The sequence below is a fragment of the Rhizobium sp. NLR22b genome (genome assembly GCF_019685295.1).
Taxonomy (GTDB): domain Bacteria; phylum Pseudomonadota; class Alphaproteobacteria; order Rhizobiales; family Rhizobiaceae; genus Rhizobium.
Genome location: NZ_JABDWM010000002.1, coordinates 1 through 20,676, shown reverse-complemented (window position 1 = coordinate 20,676; position 20,676 = coordinate 1). Strand labels below are relative to the sequence as shown.

Annotated in this window: 20 protein-coding genes and 1 pseudogene; 13 read left to right on the top strand and 8 right to left on the bottom strand. The window is 62.2% G+C overall.

What is annotated here, in order from left to right; all coding sequences use genetic code 11:
• Positions 1–11 precede the first annotated feature (11 nt).
• The 4 genes from HJC00_RS03845 to HJC00_RS03830 all read left to right on the top strand — a co-directional run bounded on the left by HJC00_RS03845 (position 12) and on the right by HJC00_RS03830 (position 2,503).
• Positions 12–155 carry a hypothetical protein gene (locus HJC00_RS03845; protein ID WP_176536271.1) on the top strand — a complete coding sequence of 48 codons (144 nt, stop codon included), beginning with the start codon at positions 12–14 and terminating at the stop codon, positions 153–155.
• A gap of 13 nt (positions 156–168) precedes the next feature.
• On the top strand, positions 169–1,431 hold the full coding sequence (locus tag HJC00_RS03840; RefSeq protein WP_210632445.1) for a YcaO-like family protein: 1,263 nt from the start codon (positions 169–171) through the stop codon (positions 1,429–1,431).
• Entirely contained in the window at positions 1,428–2,171 is a 744-nt protein-coding gene (locus HJC00_RS03835; RefSeq protein ID WP_210632444.1) for a TfuA-like protein, read from the top strand. The genes HJC00_RS03840 and HJC00_RS03835 overlap by 4 nt, the downstream gene beginning before the upstream one ends.
• 65 nt (positions 2,172–2,236) lie before the next feature.
• Complete coding sequence (locus HJC00_RS03830; RefSeq protein ID WP_004668299.1) at positions 2,237–2,503, top strand: hypothetical protein; 267 nt, start codon at positions 2,237–2,239, stop codon at positions 2,501–2,503.
• A gap of 39 nt (positions 2,504–2,542) precedes the next feature.
• Here the strand turns inward: HJC00_RS03830 and HJC00_RS03825 are convergent, their stop codons facing one another.
• The 3 genes from HJC00_RS03825 to HJC00_RS03815 form a co-directional block, all read right to left on the bottom strand.
• A complete protein-coding gene (locus HJC00_RS03825; RefSeq protein WP_184458547.1) occupies positions 2,543–2,947 on the bottom strand; it encodes a helix-turn-helix domain-containing protein in 405 nt (134 codons plus the stop codon).
• A gap of 263 nt (positions 2,948–3,210) precedes the next feature.
• A complete protein-coding gene (locus HJC00_RS03820; protein ID WP_210632443.1) occupies positions 3,211–4,047 on the bottom strand; it encodes an amidohydrolase in 837 nt (278 codons plus the stop codon).
• An 88-nt stretch (positions 4,048–4,135) separates the two neighbouring features.
• Positions 4,136–4,921, bottom strand: a complete 786-nt coding sequence (locus tag HJC00_RS03815) for an IclR family transcriptional regulator (RefSeq protein ID WP_210632442.1) — start codon at positions 4,919–4,921, stop codon at positions 4,136–4,138.
• Positions 4,922–5,220: 299 nt separating this feature from the next.
• Here HJC00_RS03815 and HJC00_RS03810 point away from each other — a divergent pair, with 299 nt between their 5' ends.
• Positions 5,221–5,955: an SDR family oxidoreductase gene (locus tag HJC00_RS03810; RefSeq protein ID WP_221123081.1), complete on the top strand. Its 735-nt coding sequence runs from the start codon at positions 5,221–5,223 to the stop codon at positions 5,953–5,955.
• Between the two features lie 75 nt (positions 5,956–6,030).
• The gene (locus tag HJC00_RS03805) at positions 6,031–7,308 is read left to right on the top strand and encodes an L-fuconate dehydratase (protein ID WP_210632440.1); all 1,278 of its coding nucleotides are present in this window, start codon (positions 6,031–6,033) and stop codon (positions 7,306–7,308) included.
• A gap of 59 nt (positions 7,309–7,367) precedes the next feature.
• Here HJC00_RS03805 and HJC00_RS03800 read toward each other — a convergent pair.
• The 5 genes and pseudogenes from HJC00_RS03800 to HJC00_RS03780 form a co-directional block, all read right to left on the bottom strand.
• A pseudogene (locus HJC00_RS03800) lies at positions 7,368–8,108 on the bottom strand (NAD(P)/FAD-dependent oxidoreductase); the annotation flags it as partial.
• Between the two features lie 729 nt (positions 8,109–8,837).
• Complete coding sequence (locus HJC00_RS03795; RefSeq protein WP_210632439.1) at positions 8,838–9,386, bottom strand: sarcosine oxidase subunit gamma family protein; 549 nt, start codon at positions 9,384–9,386, stop codon at positions 8,838–8,840.
• Complete coding sequence (locus HJC00_RS03790) at positions 9,379–12,333, bottom strand: sarcosine oxidase subunit alpha family protein (RefSeq protein WP_221163645.1); 2,955 nt, start codon at positions 12,331–12,333, stop codon at positions 9,379–9,381. Before HJC00_RS03790 ends, HJC00_RS03795 begins: the two co-directional genes overlap by 8 nt.
• The gene (locus tag HJC00_RS03785) at positions 12,330–12,611 is read right to left on the bottom strand and encodes a sarcosine oxidase subunit delta (protein ID WP_210632437.1); all 282 of its coding nucleotides are present in this window, start codon (positions 12,609–12,611) and stop codon (positions 12,330–12,332) included. The genes HJC00_RS03790 and HJC00_RS03785 overlap by 4 nt, the downstream gene beginning before the upstream one ends.
• Before the next feature lie 13 nt (positions 12,612–12,624).
• Positions 12,625–13,875 (bottom strand): sarcosine oxidase subunit beta family protein, encoded by a 1,251-nt coding sequence (locus HJC00_RS03780; RefSeq protein WP_221163644.1) that lies wholly within the window; start codon positions 13,873–13,875, stop codon positions 12,625–12,627.
• Between the two features lie 86 nt (positions 13,876–13,961).
• Between HJC00_RS03780 and HJC00_RS03775 the strand changes: the two genes are divergently transcribed.
• From HJC00_RS03775 to HJC00_RS03745, 7 genes are all read left to right on the top strand, one after another.
• Positions 13,962–14,921, top strand: a complete 960-nt coding sequence (locus tag HJC00_RS03775; protein ID WP_210632435.1) for a GlxA family transcriptional regulator — start codon at positions 13,962–13,964, stop codon at positions 14,919–14,921.
• A 79-nt stretch (positions 14,922–15,000) separates the two neighbouring features.
• Entirely contained in the window at positions 15,001–15,684 is a 684-nt protein-coding gene (locus HJC00_RS03770) for a helix-turn-helix domain-containing protein (RefSeq protein WP_210632434.1), read from the top strand.
• Between the two features lie 89 nt (positions 15,685–15,773).
• Complete coding sequence (locus HJC00_RS03765; protein ID WP_210632433.1) at positions 15,774–16,679, top strand: glutamine amidotransferase family protein; 906 nt, start codon at positions 15,774–15,776, stop codon at positions 16,677–16,679.
• A gap of 69 nt (positions 16,680–16,748) precedes the next feature.
• Positions 16,749–17,435: a GXGXG domain-containing protein gene (locus HJC00_RS03760; RefSeq protein ID WP_210632432.1), complete on the top strand. Its 687-nt coding sequence runs from the start codon at positions 16,749–16,751 to the stop codon at positions 17,433–17,435.
• Positions 17,436–17,449: 14 nt separating this feature from the next.
• Complete coding sequence (locus HJC00_RS03755) at positions 17,450–18,778, top strand: FMN-binding glutamate synthase family protein (protein WP_210632431.1); 1,329 nt, start codon at positions 17,450–17,452, stop codon at positions 18,776–18,778.
• An 80-nt stretch (positions 18,779–18,858) separates the two neighbouring features.
• Positions 18,859–20,166, top strand: coding sequence for a type III glutamate--ammonia ligase (gene glnT, locus HJC00_RS03750; protein WP_221144761.1), 1,308 nt, complete (start codon positions 18,859–18,861; stop codon positions 20,164–20,166).
• 89 nt (positions 20,167–20,255) lie between these two features.
• Positions 20,256–20,676: ACT domain-containing protein (locus HJC00_RS03745; RefSeq protein WP_405048781.1), on the top strand; the 421-nt coding region annotated here is incomplete at its 3' end.

The window sequence follows — 20,676 nt, the reverse complement described above, 5'->3', positions numbered from 1 at the left end:
GGAGATGGACAATGAAAACCACTGTTGAAACCCATGCAGCAATGCCCTCTCAGCCGCGCTTCTCGGCCGCAGCCAAGGCTGCGATGAAGCAGGACGAACTCAACGTCACGGCAAATGCTCTCGAAAACCTGACCCATGCGCTGAAGTTCCGCTAAGAGCGAGATCGGTATGTCCGCCTTCGCCGATCTTGAAATGCTAGCCGATGATCTCAAGCGATCATCGGCCGGCGTCAGCGACTATCACGACCGTGCAGTCACGCCGGCACAGACACTTGCAGCCATCAGGCCGCATCTGCGCGAATTCGGTATTACGCGCGTCGGTCTGCTGACCGCTCTCGACGTGCTGAACATCCCCGTCGCCTTCGCAACGAGGCCGAACAGCCACACGCTTTCGGTCTTCCAGGGCAAAGGCATCGATAATGATGCCGCCATGGCCTCGGCCGCCATGGAGGCGATCGAGACGCGGATCGCGGAAAATGCGCCTGCCGACCTGACGCAGGCGACGGTGGAGAGCATGCGGGCGGAACGCGCCGCCATGATCGATCTCGATAATGTCGCACGCTGTGCGCCCGATGAAATCGGCGGCGACCCCATCCCATGGTGCTCCGGCCTCGACATTCTGTCCGGCAGCAGCGTCTTCGTCCCCTGGTGGCTTGTCGGCCTCGACCATCGCGGCGAGCGGCCGCCGGGCTTCGAGCAGTCGAGCGATGGGCTTGCCTCCGGCAATACGCCGGCCGAAGCCGTCCTGCACGGACTTTGCGAGCTGGTGGAGCGTGATGCCTGGGCTTTGACCCAGTTGAAATCGCCGCAGCGCCTCAAGGAGAGCCGCATCGACCCCGCCTCCTTCGGCGATGCGGTCATCGACGTCATGACCGACCGGATCACGCGCGCTGGCATGCGGCTGCTGCTGCTCGACATGACAACGGATATCGGCGTTCCGGCTTTTCTGGCCGTCATCATGCCGGGCAATCTCTCCGACCGCGTCGACGCGCGCTGGTCGCATGTCTGCGGCGGCTGCGGCTGCCATCCCGATCCTGTGCGCGCCGCGCTGCGCGCCATTACCGAAGCGGCCCAGAGCCGACTGACCGCGATCGCCGGCAGCCGCGACGATTTCTCGCCGCGCATCTATCAGCGGCTCGATCGGAGTGCGGCGATGCAGCAGCTGGTCGAACTCTGCGAGAGCGACGGCCGGATGCGCGCCTTCCAGAGCCGCCATCGCCGTGCCGCGACGATCCAGAAGACCATCCGCCACATAGCCGACCGGCTGGTGGCGAGCGGGATCGAGCAGATCGTCGCCGTGCCCTTTGCCCATCCGGCTTTGCCGGTCTCGGTCGTCAGGGTGATCGTGCCGGGCCTGGAGGTCGATATATCAGGACAGTACGTCCAACTCGGCCTGCGCGCCGTCAACACCATGAGAGGAGCGCAGTCATGAAGGTTCTGTTCGTCGGTCCGAGCCTTGGTGGCGGCCTTGCCGCAGCGAGAAACATGTCTCCCTGCATCGATTTCCGCCCGCCCGCCGCCCGCGGCGACATCCTGAAGGCGGTGGAGGATGGCGCCACCGCGATCGGCCTCGTCGACGGCTATTTCGGCGATCTGCCTTCGGTCTGGCACAAGGAAATTCTCTACGCGCTCGAACGTGATGTCGCCGTAGCCGGCGGCGCCAGCATGGGCGCGTTGCGGGCCGCGGAATGCGCACCGTTCGGCATGGTCGGCCTCGGCTCGATCTTCGAGGATTACGAGTCCGGGCGGCTGCTCGACGACGAGGCCGTCGCGCTGGTACATGCGCCGCAGGCGCTTGGCTGGCTGCCGCTTTCCGTACCCTGGGTCGATTTCGAGCCGACGATCGATGCGCTTTATGCCTGCGGCGAGATTTCGACGGCTGAGCGCAAGAAACTGCTGCTCTCCGGCCGCTTCCTGCATTTCTCCGAACGCACCTATGCGCACGTGCTCGACGAGTGCCATTTCCGCAAGCCGCGCCGCGACCACCTCCTCGCCGCTCTGCGCAAGAACCGCGTCGAACGCAAACGCGACGACGCGCGGCTGGTGCTGGAGTGGCTGCACCGCGACGAATTCGCCCCCGTCAACCGTGACTGGCGCTTTGCCGCAACCTCGCATTGGGAGCTTTTGCACGCCGAAGTCACACGCAATGTGACTCCTGTAACGCTAGAATAACGGTCTCGGCGAAATGATGCAGTGGTGATGGAATCTGAGGCTTCACGGCCAAAGGGGCGGGAACAATGTTTGAACAACATAATGAAGGTACAGGCAGTGAATACGCAAGGATCTTCCGGCTGCTGTCGGCAGCCAAGGAGGAGGCTGAAAAGCTTCAGCTGCGTAATCTGATGCACCTGACGAACATGGCACTGCTGCAGGTCGTAATCGATTGGGACGGCATAGATCCGGACAGGGAGCTTGACGTCAACCTCGAGAAACTGCTCGGCAGCAAGGCCAAGATCGCAATGAAGGACGCTAGCGAGAATCTGATCCTGATCGATCGCCATTGACCTTCATGCCGCCGTTAGGATCGCGTGAAGGAGATCCGGCTATTCGGCCGCTTCACCGTCGGCCTGTTCGGTGTGGGCGATTGCCTGAACAAGCTTCAGGATCTTCTTGCGAAGCGCTTCGTTTTTGATCGAGAAGAACGCCGCGTTCAAAAGGACACCCTCGCGCGAAATAACGAATTCCTCGCTGGGAGCGGGGTTGTCGTTAGCCGTTTCAGGGGTCGACAGGTCGTCGAAGAACGTCCTGACGTCGACATTCAGCGCACCGGCGATTTCTACCAGCATGCTGGCGGAAACGCGGTTGGAGCCTTTTTCGTATTTCTGGATCTGCTGAAACGTTACGCCAACACGGTCGCCCAATTCCGTCTGCGAAACTTTGCGCAGCAGACGCTGTATGCGGATCGTCTTTCCGACATGAACATCCACTGCGTGCGGTTCTTCTTTCATTTTGTTTTCCCTCCTGAGGACACGGACATGAGGTTATTCGCCATATCCGTGTCTGACAACTTGTACCTGAGACACACAAAGCTAGCAATTGTTTGGCTGTAAGTCGTCCCAAACCGAAACATTGCATCGCTTCATATTAGCAGCAGCAAAAAACATGCCAAAGTAGCACTTTTGGGGGGTACATCATCCGATTTCAGGGTGTCGAGCATGGTGGTTTGCTGCGGCCCTTCCAGCCAAAGGATCGGGACGGCCTAAACAAAATGTTACAATGACCAGAGGCGCTGGGCATTGTCGAAGAGCAGCTTGGAGCGTTCCGCTTCGCTGCTGCTGGCGAGCACCGCATGCGTGGCGGCAACCCAGGTGGAAAGGCCGCCGCCGAGCGTGCAGACCGGCCAGTCGCTGCCCCACACGACACGATCCCAGCCGAATTTTGCGATCACATGTTCGATATAGGGCGTCAGCGTCTGGGCTGTCCATGTCTGCGCATCCGCATAAGCGACGACGCCTGATATCTTGCAGATCACGTTCGGCCGGCGGGCGATCTCCGATATCCCGGCTTTCCATGGCTCGAAAGCATTGGAGCGGATATCCGGCACGCCGCAATGATCGAGGATGAACTGCACGTCGGGCGCGAGATCGATGAGAGCGGTGACGTGACCGGCCTGATGCGGCAGTGTGCAGAGGTCGAAGGTCAGGCCGCTGCCACCGATGCGCCGGATGTTGTCTCGAAACAGGACACTTTCCGAGACGGTGTCGGGGACGACATGCAGCACGCGGCGGAAGCCTTTGACGAAGGGATCGGCCTTCTGCCGCTCGAGATAGGCGGCAAAGCCTTCCTCCTCGGGACGGCAGGAGACAATCGCCCCAGCAATCAGGTTGCCTTGCCTTTTGGCGAGAGAGGCAATGTGGTCGGTCTCGGCCTGCATGACGGCCGGATCGACATCGACCTCCATATGCAGCGCCGTCGTAATGCCGCAGCGCCGCGCCTCGGCCGCATAGGTCTCATAGAGAAAGTCATGATCGAGAGCCGGCACGCCGGAGAGCCAGGGATAGGGAAGCGCCGACCGGTCGATAATGTGCAGGTGCGTGTCGATGAGCACGTTTTCCTCCTCCAGAACTGGCTTTGCCGCACCCTATTTCTCGTGAATGGATTATTCAAATAGAAATTCCCGAGATCCTCCCACCTTTTCAGCCGGAATTGAAGACATCCGCCCCGGCCAGCAGCGAAAGCTGAGTGGCGGTCTTCTGCACCAGCGTGATCGTCTGGGTGATGTCGGGGGCGGACGGCGCGTTGACAAGGGCGATGAAGGGGCAGGTCAGGGCGGCGATGCAACGCCGATCCGGCCCGAGAACGGGCGCCGACAGATTATAGACGCCCGATGTCTGGGCGCTTGCCATCATCTCGTAGCCGCGCTCGCGGATCTGGTCGAGACGATCGTAGAATTCGGCACCGAGGTCGATCTCGGCGCGGTTGCGCGCATGTTCCGATATCATCATCTCCCGCTCCTCGTCGCTGCGGAAGGCGAGCAGCACATGCCCCGAGCCGGTGTCGAACAGGCTGATATGGGCGCCGATGCGGATCGAGAAGCCCCAATAGTCCGGTGCTTCCTGCTGGGCGATGACAACCGCGGCGCCACGATCGAACACGGCGAGATGATTGGCCTGGCGGGTGCGCTGGGCAAGGTCGCGCATCAGCGGCGTGGCATAGGAGGCGAGCCGGCGCACAGGCGCATGCAATTGCGCAAGGCCGAAGAGCTTCAGCGTCAGCGAATAGCGATCGCCATCCAGCCGGGTGACGTAACCGCGACGCACCAGCCGGTCGAGCATGCGATAGAATTCGTTGGGGCTGCGGTCGAGCCGCTTGGCGATCTCCGCCTGGGTCAGGCCGCTGTCGACGCCGGCGAGCAGCTCCAGGATATCGAGACCCTTGTCGAGGGCAGGAGCGCGGTAGCGGTCTGACTCGTCGGTCTCCATTCTTTCCTCCTGTGAATATTATTCTGCATATACGCAGAACCAAGGCCGGAAAAGGAAAACTTCACGCTTGACCCTTGGCCCATCGTCTGTTTGTCTATAAACAGACAAATCATAACTGAAGACAACCGATCAGCGGAAACGACGAGAGGCGAGGCTTCATGCCCACGCTAGGCCGGCCGAAACGCGTAAAGAGAGAAAGTGGCAGGCCTTGACGGACGAGCTATTCCATCACCGCTCGGCCTTCGGCAAGATAACCGCATGCATCGTCTCATGTAGACAATCCAGAAGAGGCCCGTGACATGACAAACAGACTTTCCGGCAAGACCGTTCTCATCACCGCGGCCGGCCAGGGCATTGGCCGGGCGACGGCGGCAGCCTTTGCCGCGGCCGGCGCCAAGGTCCATGCAACCGACATTAATACCGATGCGCTGGCGACCCTTGCCGCGGAAACCGGCGTCTTCACGCATAAGCTCAACGTGCTCGATGGGAATGCGGTCGCGGCGCTCGTCGCCGAAATCGGCACTGTGGACGTTCTGTTCAACTGCGCCGGCTTCGTCCATGCCGGCTCGATCCTGGAAATGCCGGATTCCGATCTCGAATTCGCTTTCGATCTAAACGTCAAGGCGATGATCCGCACCATCCGGGCGGTGCTGCCCGGCATGCTCGAACGCAAGGACGGGTCGATCATCAACATGGCCTCCGTCGCCTCCAGCATCAAGGGCGTGCCGAATCGCTTCGCCTATGGTGTCACCAAGGCGGCGGTCATCGGCCTTACCAAATCGGTCGCCGCCGACTATGTTGCTCAAGGCATTCGCTGCAATGCCATCTGCCCCGGCACGGTGGAAAGTCCATCCTTGCAGGACCGCATGCGAGCCCAGGGCGATTACGATGCGGCGCGCGCCGCCTTCATCGCCCGCCAGCCCATGGGCCGGCTCGGCTCGCCGGAAGAGATCGCCGATCTCGCCGTCTATCTCGCCGGCGCCACCTACACATCCGGTCAGGCGATCGCCATCGACGGCGGCTGGACGATCTGACGTCAGCCGGTCGATCGGCAGATAACCGGCCGATCCGGCTATCGCAAGTGGCCCCATAAATCGGGAGGAACAACAATGACCCGCATCACCGACCTTCGCGTCTTCGATCTCCGCTTTCCCACCTCGCAAAGCCTGGATGGATCCGATGCGATGAATCCCGATCCCGACTATTCGGCCGCCTATGTCATCCTCGACACGGATGTCCCAGGCCTTGCCGGCCATGGCTTGACCTTCACCATCGGCCGCGGCAACGACATTTGCTGCATGGCGATCGAAGCGATGCGCCACCTCGTCGTCGGCGCCGACCTCGGCGAGGTGCTTGCCCATCCCGGCAAATTCTGGCGGCATCTGACCAGCGACAGCCAGTTGCGCTGGATCGGCCCGGAAAAGGGCGCCATTCACCTTGCAACCGGCGCGATCGTCAACGCCGTCTGGGATCTGCTCGCCAAACAGGCCGGCAAGCCGGTCTGGCGGCTGGTCGCCGAGATGTCGCCGGAAGAGATCGCCGATATCGTCGACTACCGCTACCTCACCGACGTGCTGACGCGTGACGAAGCGGTCGCTATCCTCAAGAAGGCGGAAGCCGGCAAGGCGGAACGGGTCGCCACCCTCGAAAAGGAGGGCTACGCCTGCTACACGACCTCGGCCGGCTGGCTGGGTTACGAGGACGAGAAATTACGCCGGCTCTGCCAGGAAGCGATCGATGCCGGCTTCAACCATATCAAGATGAAGGTCGGCCGCGATCTCGAAGACGATATCCGCCGTCTGAGGATAGCCCGCGAAGTGATCGGTCCCGATCGTTACCTGATGATCGACGCCAACCAAGTCTGGGATGTCGACCAGGCGATCGACTGGGTCAAGGCGCTTGCTTTCGCCAAGCCCTTCTTCATTGAGGAACCCACAAGCCCCGACGATGTCGCCGGCCACCGCAAGATCCGCCAGGCAATCAGCCCGGTGAAGGTCGCGACCGGCGAGATGTGCCAGAACCGCATCATGTTCAAGCAGTTCATTGCCGAGGGCGCGATCGACATCGTCCAGATCGATTCCTGCCGTATGGGAGGGCTGAACGAGGTCCTATCCGTCCTGCTGATCGCCGCCAAGTTCGGCCTGCCGGTCTGGCCGCATGCCGGCGGCGTCGGCCTCTGCGAATATGTGCAGCATCTGTCGATGATCGATTACATCGCGGTATCCGGCACCAAGGATGGCCGCGTGATCGAATATGTCGATCATCTCCATGAACACTTCCTCGACCCCTGCCGGATCGACAACGCCGCCTATATGCCGCCCACCCTGCCGGGCTTCTCCATCGAGATGAAACCGGCCTCGATCAGCGGCTACACATTTCGAGGCTGAGGAACCAGCGCCGGTGGCGCGCTCGTCCCGCCAGAACCCGGAGAAGGAATTCGCGGCTCTCAAACCAGCATCGACTGCTGGGCGAAGATACCCGCCATCGCGCCTTGCCATGATGCCGTGGTGACCGAGGGCATTCCGGGATTGGCGAGGTCGCCGGCGGCGTAGATGCCAGGCATGCTGGTCTCGCGGCGCTCATCGACCTTGAGGGCGATGCCGCTGGGCGTATCGACTGTGGCGAGGCCCAGTGATTCATGCAGACTGGCGGACGGTTTGTTGCGCGGATGGGCGAACAGGATGTCGACCGCGACATCGGGGCCGGTATCGAGTTTGACGGCGGCGCTGTGGCCCCCGTGATGGACGATCCCGGTGATCCGGCCCTCGACGACAGGTATGTTGCGAGGTGCGAGATCGGCCCGGATATCGGGCGGAATGTCATGACCATCGGCGAACAGCGTCAACCTGTCGGTCCAATCGTGGAAAAGCCTGGCCTGATTGTGCGACTACCGGCCGGACCAGACGAGGCCCCAATGCTGGCCGGCGACTTCAAAGCCGTCGCAATAGGGGCAGGGCACGATGGAGGTGCCCCAGCTTTCGGCAAAGCCCGGAACATCAGGCATCTGGTCCACGATGCCATAGCTCAGGATCACGCGGCGCGCCGTGAGGCTTTCGCCATCGCCAGTGAGGACGGAGAAGTTGTCGATGCCGCCGGAGACACTTTCGGCCCGGGCACTGACGAGCTTGATCGTGGGATAACGCGCCAGCTGCCGCCGCGCCTCGGCCAGGATGTCCAGCGGCGGCTTTTAGATTCAGGTTAGAAAAGCCTCCCATCATTTCTCGCCCCTCGACATATCCGTAAATTCAACCTGCCCGCGAGCACCGAACGCCACTGAGAGAGCAAGGGGGGCCGCCGAAAGCGGTTTCTTAACCTCGCACCCAATAAAGAAGCTCACATCTGGAAGCTGATCGGTTTCTGATTTTTCGATTCTGAAGCAATTCGCAAACTGTAGTCGATCAGCCTCTCCGGATTCGACAAGGTATTTCTTTAATATATCTATTGTCTGTCCTTCCTGGCTCTTATGTGACTGGAGAGATCCGCCGTATATATAAATAACCACAATACAAAATACGAAGGATACTACTATCCTGCGATATAGAGTCTTACCAGACTGAAGGTTCATACTGTGCCTGTAGATGCGACTGATTTACGATGGCCCTACCTTCCCTAGCTCCGGTGTAAACCTCAAGTCAACTTGCTTAGATCTGCAAAGTAACACACGAGCTCGTTGGCTAGCGGCTATGTTCACACATCTAACATCTTCCGCCCCGAACGGACCTTTACCGAAACAGCAGATTTTTTGCCGGCGACCCCGTGAACTCGATCTCCACGGCCTAACAATTTCGCCGCCATCCTCTCCACTGTAGCGAATTCTCGTGTGGGCTCGATGGTCAACGGCTGCGTGCCATCGCACCGAAAAGTTGAACCTTCCAGCTAATTTGGGTTAATAATCGATCTTTGTGCCGGTACGGCCCTATGCGCCACCGTCCTTTTCAGCGCTCGCCGCCATATGATTAAGCTCGTCCCAGAGGCTTTCGGCGAAGCTGCGCAGAACGGTGAGTTCGAAGCTGTCATCGCCGGTGCGGGCGATCTGTACGGAGATGTGACCCATCATGGTCATCGCCGAACTGCCTTCCGCAAAGACGGCGGGATCGAGATCGACTGCGGTGCCCTTTGAAAGAAGCACGCGCGAAGACCCTCCGGAAATGCCGATGCGGACGCGACCGTGGCTCTGGTCCATGACGAAGGCCTTTCCAGCAAGGGCCGCCGCAAGCGCGTCCAGACCGGCAGGCGAGAGCGGCTCGTCGCCGGCGACGAACCATTGGCGGAAGCCGGCCTTGCGGATCGAACTTTTCGCAAGGCCTATCTTCGCCAGTTCGGCGGCAAGTGCGGTCGGCTCGATTGCGCCGAGCACGTGCAGGAGATGGCCCTCCGGCAAAGCTTCCAGCCGGAGGCCGGGTCCTGCCATGCCGCTATATCTGGCTCCTGCGAGAACCGGTCTGTGCTGGGGAAGTTCAGGCATGGAGCTTCTCGTTTTCGGGATCGATGAAGACGGGATGGCAGAGCACCGCATCGGTGATTTCGTTGCGCAGGCCGTTCCAGACCGTCACCTTTTCGCCGATGCGCTCCGGCCCGCGCCGGACGAGCGCCAGGCCGATCGTATGGCCGAGGCTCGGCGAGAAGGCGCTCGAGGTGACATAACCCTGGTCGTTTTCGAGCGTCGCCGCTGCGCCCTCGGCAAGGATATGCGAGCCGGTGCGAAAGCCGCTTGCCGGATTGAGCGGCTTGACACCGACGAGGCGCGGGCGCTCGGGATCCTGCAGGCCTTCGCGGGCGAGCATCGCCTTGCCGATGAAATCCGGCTTGGTCGATGAAACCATGCGGCCGAAGCCGAGATCGCCTGGGGTGACCGTGCCGTTGATCTCGGCATGGGTGACGTGGCCCTTTTCGATGCGCATGACACCGAGCGCTTCCGCGCCATAGGCTGAGATGCCGTGCTTCTCGCCTGACGCCATGATGGCATCGGCAACGCTTTCGCCGTAGCCGGCCGGCACCGCCAGCTCGTAAGCCAGTTCGCCCGAGAAGGAGATCCGGAAGAGCCGGCCTTCGAGGCGGCCTGCAAATAGCGACACCTTGCGGGCGCTCATGAAGGGGAAGGCCGCATCGGAAAGATCCTCGTCGACGATTTCCGAGAGGATCGCGCGCGACTTCGGCCCGGCGACGGCCATCTGCGCCCATTGATCGGTCGAGGAGGCGAAGTAGACGTCGAGTTCCGGCCACAGCGTCTGGGCGCAGAATTCGAGATGGGTCAGCACGCCGGCGGCCAGCGCCGTCGTCGTCGTCATGAAGAAGTGGTCGTCGCTGAAGCGGCTGGTGGTGCCGTCGTCATAGATGAAGCCGTCCTCGCGCAGCATGATGCCGTAGCGCGCCTTGCCGACCGCCAGCTTGGCAAAACCGTTGCAATAGACGCGATCGAGGAAGGTCGCTGCATCCTTGCCGAAGATTTCGATCTTGCCGAGAGTCGAGACGTCGCAGAGGCCGGCATTTTTGCGGATGTTCAGCACCTCGCGGTCGACGCTTTGACGCCAGGTCGTTTCGCCGGCGCGCGGGAACCAGGAGGAGCGGTACCAGAGGCCGGTTTCGACGAAGACCGCGCCGTTCTTTTTCGCCCAGCCATGCAACGGCGATTTGCGCGCCGGCTGGAAATCCTTGCCGCGCGATGCCCCCGTCAAAGCGCCGAAGGAGACAGGTGTGTAGAAGGGACGGAAGGTCGTCGTGCCCACCTCGGCAGGCGAGACGCCGCGCGCCTCGGCAAGAATGCCGATGGCGTTGATGTTGGAAAGCTTGCCCTGATCGGTCGCCATGCCTGATGTGGTGTAACGCTTGGCAAGTTCGACATGGCCGTAACCTTCGCGGACGGCGAGGCCGAGATCTTTGAGATGCACGTCGTTTTGGTAATCGACGAAAGCCTTGCCCTTCGAACCTTTGACGGACCAGAGCGACTTCGTGCGCTGAGCCGTGTCGGTGGCTGAGGCAAAGGCCGGTTCAGCTGCGAAACCGATCGCGTTCAGGGCAGCGGCCGCCTTTGCCGCTCCATCACCGAGGCAGGCTGCAGTCTGCGCAAGGCCGGCAGCCGCGCCGGCAACGGCAAGACCATCCTGCGCAGCCGGCGCCAGAAACGCCGCAATCTCGTTCGACCATTGCGGTTTGCCGCCGCGATGGCAGGCAAGATGGATGACCGGGCTCCAGCCCCCCGACATGGCAAGTGCATCGGCTTCAATCCGGCGAATGCCGTCTTCGGCTTTAACGCTGACGCCGCGCAGACGCCGGCCGCCATGGGCATCGATAATCCGCGCGCCCCTCAGCACCTCGGCGCGGCCCGGCCAGTTCTTGCCGCCGTCGGGGCGGCTGTCGGCGATCGCCGCAACTCGAAGGCCGGCGGATTCGAGGTCAGCGGCGGTGTCATATCCGCTATCGTTGGTGGTGAAGATCACCGTGCCTCGGCCCGGCGCGACCGCCTGCCGGTTGAGATAGCTGCGCATGGCGCCTGACATCATCACGCCGGGAATATCGTTGCCGCCGAAGACCAGCGGCCGCTCCTCGGCCCCTGTCGCCAGGATCGCCTGGCAGGCGACGATGCGCCACAATCGTTCGACGGGCCCCTCGGGATCGGGCAGCGCCACATGCTTCTGCACACGTTCGACGGCGCCGAAGACATTGTCGTCGTACCAGCCGAACACGGTCATGCGCGGCAGGCGGCGCACATTCGAAAGCCCTTCGAGTTCGGCCAGCAACTCGCCGAGAAGGGCGTCCGCCGGCTTGCCATCGACGGCGCCATTGTCCGAGAGCAGGCTGCCGCCGAGTTCGGGTCCTTCGTCGGCGAGGATGACGCGCGCGCCGGCGCGCCCGGCCGTCAGCGCCGCGGCGAGGCCGGCAGGGCCGGCGCCGATCACCAGCAGGTCGCAATGCGCCCAGCATTTCTCATAGGCATCGGGATCGGCTTCGTAGGAGGCGCGGCCGAGGCCCGCCGCCTTGCGGATCACCGGCTCGTAGAGCTTTTCCCAGAGGGCTGCCGGCCACATGAAGGTCTTGTAGTAGAAACCGGCGCTGAGGAAAGGCGAGAGCAGGCCGTTGACCGCACCGACATCGAAACCGAGCGAGGGCCAGCGGTTCTGGCTCTTGGCCGTCAGCCCCTCATAAAGCTCGATCATCGTCGCGCGTGTGTTCGGTTCGGTGCGCCCGCCGCTGCCTGTCGTCACCAGCGCGTTCGGTTCGGCGGCCCCCGCCGTCAGAATGCCGCGCGGGCGGTGATATTTGAAGCTGCGGCCGACGAGCTGGATACCGTTGGCCAGCAGCGCCGAGGCGAGCGTGTCGCCCGAATGGCCTTGCAGCGCCTTGCCGTCGAAGGTGAAGCCGATTGTCCTGGCCCGGTCGATGCGGCCGCCGGAGGAAAGACGAAAGCTCGTCATGCCGGTTCTCCGCCGAGCTTGGCAAGGGCGGCATCCCTGACGCCGTGGACCTTATGGGTGACGGTATCGCGCTCGACGATCAGCCAGCGACGGCATCCGGAGGAATGGTGCCAATATTCGCTGTGCCGGCCCTTCGGATTGTCACGCAGATAGACATAGTCGTACCAGACATCTGCGCCGGCATCCGGCGCCGGCCGGACAAGGTTCGCATCGCCGCGGATCGAGAATTCCTCCTTGGGCCGGACGCCGCAATGAGGACATGAAATCAGGCTTGCCATCGTCTAAATGTCCTCAATGCAGGTTGGGCTGGGCGCCGACGCCCTTTTCGTCGATAGGGTAGCCGCGCGCGAAGCGGTCGAGCCGGAAGGCGCGCGCCGTCTGGTGCGGCGTGTTGCGGGCAATCAGATGGGCGTAACAGAAGCCGGAGGCGGGCGTGGCCTTGAAGCCGCCGTAACACCAGCCGGCGTTGAGATAGAGATTATCGATATGGGTACGGTCGATGATCGGCGAGCCGTCCATGCTCATGTCCATCACCCCGCCCCAGGAGCGCAGGTAGCGCAGGCGCGACAGCGACGGGATCATCGCGATCCCGGCTTCGGCCACATGCTCGACGGTCGCGAGATTGCCGCGCTGCGCATAGGAATTGTAGCCGTCGATATCGCCGCCGAAGACCAACCCGCCCTTGTCGGACTGGGACACATAGAAATGCCCGGCGCCGAAGGTGACGACATGGTCGATGAAAGGTTTCAGCCCTTCGGAGACGAAGGCCTGCAGCACATGGCTTTCGATCGGCAGGCGAAAGCCGGCCATATCGGCGACGACGGTGGAATTGCCGGCCGCCGCCAGCGCCAGCTTGCCGCAGCCGATGAAGCCCCTGCTGGTCTCGACACCGGTCACCTTCCCGTTTTCGGTGCGGATGCCGGTGACTTCGCACTGGGTGATGATGTCGACGCCGCGGTTGTCTGCGCCGCGGGCATAACCCCAGGCGACCGCGTCGTGGCGCACCGTGCCGCCGCGCGGCTGGTATAGACCACCCATGACGGGGAAACGGGCATTGTCGAAATCGAGGAACGGAAGCTTCTTGCGCACCGCCTGCCGGTCGAGCAGCTCGGCATCGACGCCGTGCAGCCGCATGGCGTTGCCGCGGCGCGTATAGGCGTCGCGCTGCGCGTCGGAATGGAAGAGGTTCAGTACGCCGCGCTGCGAGACCATGGCGTTGAAGTTGAAGTCCTGCTCCAGTCCTTCCCAGAGCTTCATCGACAGTTCGTAGAAGGGATTGTTGCCCGGCAACAGGTAGTTCGACCGGATGATCGTGGTGTTCCTGCCGATATTGCCGGAGCCGAGATAGCCCTTTTCGAGCACGGCGACATTGGTGATGCCGAACTCCTTGGCGAGATAATAGGCGGTGGCAAGGCCGTGACCGCCGCCGCCGACGATGACGACGTCGTAATGCGGCTTCGGCGCCGTATCGCGCCAGGCGGGCGCCCAGCCTTTGTTGCCGCGAAGGCCGTTCAAAAAAATCGAAAGAGCGGAATAGCGCATGGGTCACCCGGAAAGAACGGAAGCATGATGCCAGAAAGAAGCGGGCAGACTTGCACAATAGGGACATGAATCGCTAAGAAAGGGACATGTCCTCACTTGATAGCAGAAATGTTCAGACGATCGGCTTCATCCTGGTTCCTGGATTTGCGCTGATGTCCTATGCCTCGGCAACGGAGCCGTTGCGGGCGGCAAATTTGCTGGCGGGCCGCGAGATCTATCGGCTACAGATCTTCTCGCCGGATGGCGCATCGGCACTCTCTTCCTCCGGCATCAGCGTACCCGCCGAACCTCTGCCCGTCAGAGGCTCGGGGCTCGGAACGGCCTTCGTCTGCGCCGGCGGTTCGCCGCGCGACTGGCGATATCCCGGCGTGCTTGCCTGTTTGCGGCAGCTGTCGCGCGAAGGTGTGAGGATCGGCGGCATCTCGGGCGGTCCCTATCTGATGGCCGCCGCCGGACTGCTCGGCGGCCGCGACTTCACCATCCATTGGGAGCATGCGGCAGCCCTTCTCGAAGCCTTTCCGGATCTCACGCCGCGCCAGGCACGCTTCGTGATCGACGGCAACAGGATTACCTGCGGCGGCGGCATCGCTCCACTTGACATGATGCATGTGCTGATCGCCGAGCGCATGGGGCCGGATTTCGCCCGTCGCGTCAGCGACTGGTATCTTCACACGGAGGTCAACGAGCCGGCAGCACCACAGCGTGCGTCGCTTGCCGAGCGCTACGGTGTCCACCACCCCGGCTTGCTCAGCGTTCTCGAACGAATGGAGGAGACGATCGAGATGCCGCTCGAGCGTGCCGCCATGGCGCGGATCGCCGGCGTCACCACCCGCCATCTCGACCGGCTGTTTGCGGCCCACCTCGGCACCAGCTTCCTCGATCAATACCACAGGATCAGGCTGCAGCATGCCCATCGCCTGCTGAAGCAGAGCCCGCTTTCCGTCTCGGAGATCGCGGTTGCCACCGGCTTTTCCAGCCTCAGCCATTTTTCCCGGATGTTCCGTAGCGCCTACGGCGTCACTCCGCGTGAGGCGCGGCGGGAATAGTTTTCTTCACGGTTGAGGAAATTTCACTATGACGATAGGATTGCATCCGAACAAAAGCGCAGGCGGCAGGGGAAAATCCATGAAATCCAAGCGAGAAGCGGCGGAGCAGCCGGAACAGCCGCATGGCGGCCGTGCTGCCTTTTCCCAGGACCCGCACGCCGTTCGGGAACCGAAGGAAAACAACCTCGAAATGGCAATCGGCCATGAGGTGCGCGCCTACCGCAAGAAACTCGGCATCACCGTCACCGATCTCGCGGCCGCGACCGGCATTTCGCTCGGCATGCTGTCGAAGATCGAGAACGGCAATATCTCGCCGTCGCTGACGACGCTGCAATCGTTGTCGCGGGCGCTCGGCGTGCCGCTGACCGCCTTCTTCCGCCGCTTCGAGGAGCCGCGCAATGCCGTCTTCGTCAAGGCGGGGCAGGGCGTCGAACTCGAACGGCGCGGCACCCGCGCCGGCCACCAATATAATCTGCTCGGCCATATCGACAACAATACCAGCGGGGTCATCGTCGAGCCCTATCTGATCACGCTGACGGCCGATTCCGACATCTTCCCGACCTTCCAGCACGAGGGCATGGAGTTTCTCTATATGCTCGAAGGCGAGGTGGTCTACCGCCACGGCGACCAGCTTTTCCAGATGCAGCCGGGCGACAGCCTGTTCTTCGACGCCGATGCGCCGCATGGGCCGGAACAGTTGGTGAAACTGCCGAGCAAATACCTGTCGATCATCAGTTATCCCCAGCAGAGCTCGCGGAGCTGAATTGCCTTAGAGGAAAACTTTATTCTTCCCAGTTGATGTCCCGATAGAGACCTGCTACTCCTTTCTCAACATGAACGGAGGCACGCGCCATGTGCGGCATTGTAGGACTGTTCCTCAAGGACAAGAGCCTTGAACCCCAGCTCGGGAATCTGCTCTCGGATATGCTGATCACCATGACCGATCGCGGCCCGGACTCGGCCGGAATCGCGATCTATGGCGGCTCCGCAGCGGGCAAGGCAAAGATCACCGTCCAGTCCAGCAATCCAGGGGCGGACTTCGAAGGCCTCGCCGGCGACCTGGAGAAAGCCGGCATCAAGGCCCATGTGTGGATCAAAAGCACGCATGCGGTCATCGAGCTCGATGCTTCCAAGCTTGCAGAGGTGCGCGAGGCGCTCGAACGGATCCGCCCGGCAGTCCGCCTCATGGGCTCGGGCGAAAGCGTCGAGATCTATAAGGAAATCGGCCTTCCCAAGGACGTCGTGGCGCGCTTCGGCGTCCGCGCGATGAGCGGAACCCACGGCATCGGCCATACCCGCATGGCGACCGAATCCGCCGTCACCACGCTCGGCGCCCACCCGTTCTCGACCGGCGCCGACCAGTGCCTGGTGCACAACGGTTCGCTGTCCAACCACAACAATCTGCGCCGCGAACTGGTGCGCGAAGGCATGACCTTCGAGACGCAGAACGATTCCGAAGTCGCCGCCGCCTATCTGACGGCCGAAATGGCCAAGGGCAAGGATCTCGGCCAGGCGCTGACCGGCGCGCTTGACGATCTCGATGGCTTCTTCACCTTCGTCGTCGGCACCAAGTCCGGCTTCGGCGTGGTGCGCGACCCCATCGCCTGCAAGCCCGCCGTCATGGCCGAGACCGACCAGTACGTCGCCTTCGGTTCGGAATACCGCGCGCTGGTCAATCTTCCCGGCATCGAGAATGCCCGTGTCTGGGAGCCGGAGCCGGCAACTGTCTACTTCTGGGATCACGACAAGGCCGCCTGAGGGGCGCCTGAAAGCCAAGAGGCGGCGCAGACCGCCTCCCGGACAAACGAGGCTTCCAACGAGGAATCAATGCCCACATTCGATCTTTCCAGCACCCCTCTTCGCGAACTGAACAGCGCGCTGCACGCTCTTTCCAAAGGCGCCAACGACACTGAGTTCGAGGTCATCAACCCGCGCGGCAGCCATGCCGTCGCCGTCGGCATCGACAGCCCAGTGACGGTCGCTGTCAGGGGATCGGTCGGCTATTACTGCGCCGGCATGAATGACGGCGGCAAGGTGACGGTTCATGGCTCGGCCGGTCCGGGTGTTGCCGAAAACATGATGTCCGGCACCGTCGTCATCGAGGGCGACGCCAGCCAATATGCTGGCGCGACCGGCCGGGGTGGCCTGCTGGTCATCAAGGGCAATGCCGCGTCGCGCTGCGGCATTTCGATGAAGGGCATCGACATCGTCGTTCATGGCAGCATCGGCCACATGTCGGCCTTCATGGGCCAGTCCGGCCATCTCGTCGTGCTAGGCGACGCCGGCGATGCGCTCGGTGATTCGCTCTACGAAGCCAAGCTGTTCGTCCGCGGCGAGGTCAAGAGCCTCGGCTCCGACTGTATCGAGAAAGAGATGCGGCCGGAGCATCTGGAGAAGCTTGCCGAACTCCTCGACAAGGCGGGGGTGACGGACGTCAGACCCGAAGAGTTCAAGCGCTACGGATCGGCCCGCAAGCTCTACAATTTCAACATCGACAACGCCGACGCATACTGAGGCGAGGGACACTCATGAGCTATCACAACCCCTATACCCCGCCACGCAAGTCCGCGACTTTCGACGACTACACACTTGCCGAAATCCGCCGCGCGGCGGCGACCGGCATCTATGACATCCGCGGCGCCGGCACCAAGCGCAAGGTTCCGCATTTCGACGACCTGCTGTTTCTCGGCGCCTCAATCTCGCGCTACCCGCTCGAGGGTTACCGCGAGAAGTGCGACACGACTGTGGTGCTCGGCTCGCGTTTCGCCAAGAACCCGATCACGCTGAAGACGCCGATCACCATCGCCGGCATGAGCTTCGGTGCGCTGTCCGGCAACGCCAAGGAGGCGCTCGGTCGGGGTGCGACGATCGCGGGCACGTCGACCACGACGGGCGACGGCGGCATGACCGATGAAGAGCGCGGCCATTCGCAGACGCTGGTCTACCAATATCTGCCCTCGCGCTACGGTATGAACCCGAAGGACCTGCGCCGTGCCGACGCGATCGAAGTCGTGGTCGGCCAGGGCGCCAAACCCGGCGGCGGCGGCATGCTGCTCGGCCAGAAGATCTCCGACCGCGTCGCCAATATGCGCAACCTGCCGAAGGGCATCGATCAGCGCTCGGCCTGCCGCCATCCGGACTGGACCGGCCCCGATGATCTGGAAATCAAGATCATGGAGCTGCGTGAGATCACCGATTGGGAAAAGCCGATCTACGTCAAGGTCGGCGGCGCGCGTCCCTATTACGACACCGCTCTTGCCGTGAAGGCCGGCGCCGATGTCGTCGTGCTCGACGGCATGCAGGGCGGCACGGCGGCGACGCAGGACGTCTTCATCGAGAATGTCGGCATGCCGACGCTCGCCTGCATTCGCCCGGCCGTGCAGGCGCTGCAGGATCTCGGCATGCACCGAAAGGTGCAGCTCATCATATCAGGCGGCATCCGCTCGGGCGCCGACGTGGCGAAGGCGCTGGCGCTCGGCGCCGATGCGGTCGCGATCGGCACGGCGGCGCTCGTCGCCATCGGCGACAATGATCCGCGCTGGGAAGAGGAATATCAGAAGCTCGGCACCACGGCCGGAGCCTATGACGATTGGCACGAAGGCAAGGATCCGGCCGGCATCACCACCCAGGACCCGGAGCTCGCAAAACGCCTGGACCCGGTTGCGGCCGGCCGCCGTCTCGCCAACTACCTCAAGGTCATGACGCTCGAGGCCCAGACGATCGCGCGCGCCTGCGGCAAGAACCACCTGCACAATCTCGAGCCGGAAGACCTCGTCGCGCTGACGATCGAGGCATCGGCCATGGCGCAGGTGCCGCTCGCCGGCACCAACTGGATTCCCGGCAAGGGAGGCTTCTGATTTCTACCGGCCGGGCCAAAGTCCCGGCCGTCTCATCTCCATAACCAAAGTGTCTCGAAGAAATCCAAAGGGGAACGAGAATGACACTGGACCTTGCTGCTTTTGCGAGAGACAAAGGCATCAAATATTTCATGATCAGCTACACCGACCTGTTCGGCGGCCAACGCGCCAAGCTGGTCCCGGCGGAAGCCATTGCCGACATGCAGAAGGATGGCGCCGGTTTCGCGGGCTTTGCGACCTGGCTCGATCTGACGCCGGCCCATCCGGACCTGTTTGCGGTTCCCGATGCCTCCTCCGTCATCCAATTGCCCTGGAAGAGAGACGTCGCATGGGTCGCCGCCGACTGCGTCATGGACGATCAGCCTGTCGAACAGGCGCCGCGTGTCGTGCTGAAAAGACTGGTGGCTGAAGCTGCGAAGGAGGGGCTCCGGGTAAAGACCGGCGTGGAGCCCGAATTCTTTCTCATCTCTGCTGATGGTTCGGTGATTTCAGACGAGTTCGATACCGCCGAGAAGCCTTGCTACGACCAGCAGGCCGTGATGCGTCGGTACGATGTCATCGCCGAGATCTGCGACTATATGCTGGAACTCGGCTGGAAGCCCTATCAGAACGACCACGAGGATGCGAACGGCCAGTTCGAGATGAACTGGGAATATGACGATGTCCTGAAGACGGCGGACAAGCACTCCTTCTTCAAGTTCATGGTCAAGTCGGTCGCCGAAAAACACGGTCTTCGCGCCACCTTCATGCCGAAGCCCTTCAAGGGCCTGACCGGAAACGGCTGCCATGCCCACATCTCGGTCTGGGACATCGACGGCAGGGTCAACGCCTTCGCCGACAAGGAAATGGCCTTCGGCCTCTCCGCGCAGGGGAAAACCTTCCTCGGCGGCATCATGAAGCACGCTTCGGCGCTTGCTGCCATCACCAATCCGACGGTCAATTCCTACAAGCGCATCAATGCGCCGCGCACGACCTCAGGCGCGACATGGTCGCCGAACACCGTGACGTGGACGGGCAACAACCGCACTCACATGGTGCGCGTGCCGGGGCCTGGGCGCTTCGAGCTGCGCCTGCCGGACGGTGCGGTCAATCCATATCTCTTACAGGCGATCATCATCGCGGCCGGCCTCGACGGCATCCGCAGCCAGGCAGACCCCGGCCAGCACTATGATATCGATATGTATGCCGAGGGACACCTGGTGAAGGACGCGCCGCGCCTGCCGCTCAACCTGCTCGATGCGCTGCGCGCCTTTGATGCCGACGAAGGCCTGAAGGCGGCAATCGGGGCTGAGTTTTCCTCCGCCTATCTCAAGCTCAAGCACCGGGAATGGAATGCCTACTGCTCGCATTTCACCCAGTGGGAACGCGACAGCACGCTCGATATCTGAGCAGCCGGACCGACGTCTTCGCCATGCCGGGTTGGACAGCTCGGCATGACCGGACTCTCTATACCTGAAAGGGTGAAGGAAGAGACAGCATGAAGAGCTTCGTACTCACCGTATCCTGCAAATCGACGCGCGGCATCGTTGCGGCGATTTCCAGCTATCTGGCCGAGAAGGGCTGCAACATCATCGACTCCAGCCAGTTCGACGATCTCGATACCGGCAAGTTTTTCATGCGTGTCAGCTTCATTTCGGAAGAAGGCCTGTCGGGCTCCGCCATCAGCGCCGATTTTGCCGCCGTCGCGGCGCCCTTCGAGATGGATTACGACTTCCACGACAGCGAGAGCCGCATGAAGGTGCTGCTGATGGTGTCGCGTTTCGGCCATTGTCTCAACGACCTGCTCTACCGCTGGAAGATCGGGGCGCTGCCGATCGACATCGTCGGCGTCGTCTCCAACCATTTCGATTACCAGAAGGTCGTCGTCAACCACGACATCCCCTTCCACCACATCAAGG

What these genes read in the sequence shown, in the direction of transcription:
- HJC00_RS03845 (WP_176536271.1), top strand. Translation starts at nt 12, where the DNA reads ATGAAAACCACTGTTGAAACCCATGCAGCAATGCCCTCTCAGCCGCGC.
- HJC00_RS03840 (WP_210632445.1), top strand. Translation starts at nt 169, where the DNA reads ATGTCCGCCTTCGCCGATCTTGAAATGCTAGCCGATGATCTCAAGCGA.
- HJC00_RS03835 (WP_210632444.1), top strand. Translation starts at nt 1,428, where the DNA reads ATGAAGGTTCTGTTCGTCGGTCCGAGCCTTGGTGGCGGCCTTGCCGCA.
- HJC00_RS03830 (WP_004668299.1), top strand. Translation starts at nt 2,237, where the DNA reads ATGTTTGAACAACATAATGAAGGTACAGGCAGTGAATACGCAAGGATC.
- HJC00_RS03825 (WP_184458547.1), bottom strand. Translation starts at nt 2,947, where the DNA reads ATGAAAGAAGAACCGCACGCAGTGGATGTTCATGTCGGAAAGACGATC.
- HJC00_RS03815 (WP_210632442.1), bottom strand. Translation starts at nt 4,921, where the DNA reads ATGGAGACCGACGAGTCAGACCGCTACCGCGCTCCTGCCCTCGACAAG.
- HJC00_RS03810 (WP_221123081.1), top strand. Translation starts at nt 5,221, where the DNA reads ATGACAAACAGACTTTCCGGCAAGACCGTTCTCATCACCGCGGCCGGC.
- HJC00_RS03805 (WP_210632440.1), top strand. Translation starts at nt 6,031, where the DNA reads ATGACCCGCATCACCGACCTTCGCGTCTTCGATCTCCGCTTTCCCACC.
- HJC00_RS03795 (WP_210632439.1), bottom strand. Translation starts at nt 9,386, where the DNA reads ATGCCTGAACTTCCCCAGCACAGACCGGTTCTCGCAGGAGCCAGATAT.
- HJC00_RS03790 (WP_221163645.1), bottom strand. Translation starts at nt 12,333, where the DNA reads ATGACGAGCTTTCGTCTTTCCTCCGGCGGCCGCATCGACCGGGCCAGG.
- HJC00_RS03785 (WP_210632437.1), bottom strand. Translation starts at nt 12,611, where the DNA reads ATGGCAAGCCTGATTTCATGTCCTCATTGCGGCGTCCGGCCCAAGGAG.
- HJC00_RS03780 (WP_221163644.1), bottom strand. Translation starts at nt 13,875, where the DNA reads ATGCGCTATTCCGCTCTTTCGATTTTTTTGAACGGCCTTCGCGGCAAC.
- HJC00_RS03775 (WP_210632435.1), top strand. Translation starts at nt 13,962, where the DNA reads ATGTCCTCACTTGATAGCAGAAATGTTCAGACGATCGGCTTCATCCTG.
- HJC00_RS03770 (WP_210632434.1), top strand. Translation starts at nt 15,001, where the DNA reads ATGAAATCCAAGCGAGAAGCGGCGGAGCAGCCGGAACAGCCGCATGGC.
- HJC00_RS03765 (WP_210632433.1), top strand. Translation starts at nt 15,774, where the DNA reads ATGTGCGGCATTGTAGGACTGTTCCTCAAGGACAAGAGCCTTGAACCC.
- HJC00_RS03760 (WP_210632432.1), top strand. Translation starts at nt 16,749, where the DNA reads ATGCCCACATTCGATCTTTCCAGCACCCCTCTTCGCGAACTGAACAGC.
- HJC00_RS03755 (WP_210632431.1), top strand. Translation starts at nt 17,450, where the DNA reads ATGAGCTATCACAACCCCTATACCCCGCCACGCAAGTCCGCGACTTTC.
- glnT (WP_221144761.1), top strand. Translation starts at nt 18,859, where the DNA reads ATGACACTGGACCTTGCTGCTTTTGCGAGAGACAAAGGCATCAAATAT.